Consider the following 3808-nt stretch of genomic DNA (forward strand, 5'->3'; position numbering starts at 1 on the left):
GAATCCAACACGCTGACATCTCAGCAGGATGAATCAATTACTCAACTACGCACACTGACACGCACAAACCGGGAACGTCAGCGCCACCTGCAGCACCTCATCTTTGAGCTAGAACAGCAGCTCAATGAGTATTACACACTGCATCCAGAACTAGATCCGGAGTCAGAGGGCTTTGACCCGCTGGAGATGGATAACTACAACGAAATGCATACGAGCCTGTCACGCCTTCACGAGTCCGCAGCCGATGTACGTGAAGTTGAGCAGGAGATGGACGAACAGATCCGTCATCTTACCGACCTTCATGTAGCCCAGTCAGGCCTGCAGAAAGAAAACCTGTCCAATATTCTGAGCACGCGTCTGGTTGCTGTCAAAACGATCAGCACCCGTGTTCAACGAATCATGAGACAGGCCTGTCGGGCAGCAGATAAAAAAGCACAGCTTAGAATCGAAGGCGAAGAAACACTGGTCGATAGCCAGATTCTGACCCAGCTTACCGATCCTTTGATGCATATCATCCGTAATGCTGTCGATCACGGCTTGGAGAAACCCCAAGAACGCCTGGATGCCGGCAAATCGGAAGAAGGATTGCTGAAACTTCGCTTCCATCAAGAAAACGATGAGATCCGCATCTCCTGTGAAGACGATGGTAGCGGAGTCGATACCGATAAAGTCCGCTCGATTGCAGCCCAAAAAGGGTTGATTGAAGAACACGCCATTCTTAGTGACACTGAGCTGCAACGAATCATTCTGCTACCCGGCTTCTCTACCCGTGATGAGGTAAGCCAGCTCTCTGGCCGAGGCATCGGGCTGGATGTGGTGAACCAGCAAATTATGAGGATGCAGGGAACTCTCAGCATCGACTCAACGCGTGGTCAGGGCACTCGCTTCGAGCTGTCTATGCCTGCCAGCTCTCTGATGATACGCGCCCTTCTGGTTCGCGCCGGTCGACAATTAGTTGCCCTTTCCAGTCACGGTATAGAACAGAGCATACTGTCGCTGGATGGAGAGCTACGTCAGACAGGTGACGATAATCACTTTATCGTTGGCGAAGAGAAATACCCTGCCCTGGCACTGGAAACATTGCTAGCAGAACCCCGTGCACAATACGGGGGCGACAATATTCATCCGGTATTGATCATCAATCTGGGCCAGGGACAGAAAGTCGCTCTGATGGTAAAAGAGATCATCGCGCATCGTGAGCTGGTATTTAAAGAGATGGGAGAATATCTACCAGATATTCCCGGAATCCCCGGGGTCACCATTCTCGCAAACGGTGAAGCGGCACCGATTATCGATCTACCTGCACGGGTCCAGCATCATCAAACATCTCATATCGAGTTCAGCGAACTGCTGGAATCGGAAGCGCTACCAGACCTGCCGAAACTCATGGTTGTGGATGATTCCATCAGTGCGCGTAAAGCACTTGCCACATTGCTGAAAGATACTGGCTATGAAGTCAGTACAGCAATTGATGGACTTGATGCCCTCAACCAGATCCGAAAAGATCCGCCTGATTTAATCCTGACTGATCTGGAGATGCCTCGCATGTCAGGGATCGAGCTGTCTTCTGCTATTCGCAACAATGCTGCGACCAGTGACCTGCCGGTAATAATGATCACCTCTCGCTCCTCGGACAGGCACCGTAACGAAGCGAAAGCAGCGGGTATATCCAGCTACCTGTCGAAACCTTGGACTGAGAACAATCTGCTAGATCAGGTACAAACGCTACTTAAACGCGAAACCCCTGAAGCAGCACCCGAAAAGGTCTTAATGTAAATCTATTGTTTCAGGCCCGGATCAGGCAACGATGCGAATGCCCTCCGGGCTTTACTGAAAACGAACAAGTGGAATAACACAATGTATTTTGGGATCACTGTTAAAGCACTACTATCATACTGTGTCGCCATACTGAGCATTGCACTGGCCCCGCTTGCGGTGGCGGATATCACATCCGAAGCAGATGCGATCAATATTGCAGGCAAACAACGCATGTACACACAACGCATGCTGAAAGACTACGTCCTTATCGGCTTAAATGTTCGTAAGCGTAAGGCGCAAGATGAACTAGATGATGCGATATCTAACTTTGAAGGGAATCTGTCTCAGCTAGAGACGTATATTCAAAAGTCTGGTACTCAACTTGATCTCTCCGAGATTCAGCAGCGTTGGCAAAACCTAAAACCTGCGTATCAAAAAACACCTGACAAGAAAGCTGTGGAAACACTGCGTAAAGATACGGAGCAGCTCCTGAAGGCAAGCCATGAAGCCGTTTTATCCTTACAGGCCCACGCCAAAAGCGCACCAGGTCGTTTAGTAAACCTATCCGGCCGCCAGCGTATGCTGAGCCAACGAATCGCAGCTCTCTACGGCCTTCGTATCTGGCTGAACTCAGATCAGTATGTATCGCTCTACGAACAAGCATCAACCGAAATCGACAGCAGTCTGAACCAATTAAGTGCAGAAAAAAGCAACACGTCGGAAATCAATTCAAAACTCAAAAAAGCCCGTCGCCAGTACAAGCGCCTGATCACCTCTGCTAATACAGATAAAGACGCAACAGCATTAGTCGCACGCTCAGCTGAAAAGATGTTTGATAAAATGAACGAAATTACCAGCCTCTATGCGGCCGAAGCTTCCAAATAAGAATCAGATTTTGTGTCAGGATAGTTGCGGGCAATCTACCTACAATGATCCTGACATACCTCACTCTTTTATCCTCAGTATCGACTGATAGATCAGCAGTGATGTCGCTTGTTCGTATCGATCCTCAAACGTCCTGAAGACAGTCGGCCTATGAGCCCCCCTTTCGCTTCAAACCACTCCTAGTCAGCTCCATTGCATATAAAAGCCTATAAATCGTATTGGACACGAAACGCCCTCACCATAAGTTCGTTTTAATTGATCTGCATCAACTAAATCAAAACAGGCATATCGAACATTCATAAGAACAAATAATAACCTTTAATATCAATAGGTTAAAAACGAATAGTCATCTTAACCATCTCAGAAATGAATCCAATATCTCCTGAAAACAACAGATCTAACGTAGCCCATTCCGTTTGAATCCACTAGTATCAATAGCTTCTTGAATGACTCATACAGGTTTCTGTAGTTCTGAACGCTGCTGCCTGTTTATGGAATGGAATTTGAAAATAGAGCATGGCCGCATACAGGGGTAGATCACCACAATGATGTACGAGTCACCTTATTTTGCCTTGGCAAATAATGCTGCTTTGCTACTCGCAATGGGGGCAATCTACGATGCGCTGATTCTTTCCTCCCGCGCTCGCATTCCCTATAAGTCCCATATTGGTGGTGTCGCTCTTGGTCTGATTGCTATCGCAATTATGGCAACTCCGATGGAGATCGATGAGGGTGTCATTATCGACAGCCGCTCGGTACTGCTGTCAGCAACCGGCCTGTTCTTTGGCTCAATTCCTACAGCGATCGCCGTGCTCTGCAGCGTTCTATTCAGACTCTACGAAGGCGGTCAGGGTGCCCTTGCCGGCATCGTCTTTATTTTCACATCTGCGGGCTTAGGCCTGCTCTGGCGTCACCTTCGTAAGCAGTCAGACCAACAACTGAGATGGCCAGAGCTTTATCTCTTTGGCTTGGTTGTTCATTTCACCATGCTGATGGTGATGGGGATTTTTTTGCCGGAAGCAATCGCTTACAAAGTAACAACCGCCGTTGCATACCCGGTATTGCTTATCTATCCGGTAGTGACAGTATTACTCTGCATGGGGCTTGGCCACCAGCGTCTGCGAAAAGAAACAGAGCAGGCGCTGCGCATCAGCGAATCCATAAA

Annotated in this window: 3 protein-coding genes; all 3 read left to right on the plus strand. The window is 48.4% G+C overall.

Annotated elements, in window-relative coordinates; genetic code table 11:
* On the plus strand, window positions 1–1776 hold a 1776-nt coding region (locus tag ABYW01_RS16360; RefSeq protein ID WP_372834731.1), incomplete at its 5' end, for a response regulator.
* Between the two features lie 81 nt (window positions 1777–1857).
* Window positions 1858–2643 (plus strand): type IV pili methyl-accepting chemotaxis transducer N-terminal domain-containing protein, encoded by a 786-nt coding sequence (locus ABYW01_RS16365; protein ID WP_372834734.1) that lies wholly within the window; start codon window positions 1858–1860, stop codon window positions 2641–2643.
* Window positions 2644–3188: 545 nt separating this feature from the next.
* Window positions 3189–3808 (plus strand): LytS/YhcK type 5TM receptor domain-containing protein (locus ABYW01_RS16370; protein ID WP_372834737.1); only part of this gene is annotated, 620 nt, incomplete at its 3' end.

It is taken from the genome of Pontibacterium sp., assembly GCF_041587635.1.
Lineage (GTDB): Bacteria > Pseudomonadota > Gammaproteobacteria > Pseudomonadales > Balneatricaceae > Pontibacterium.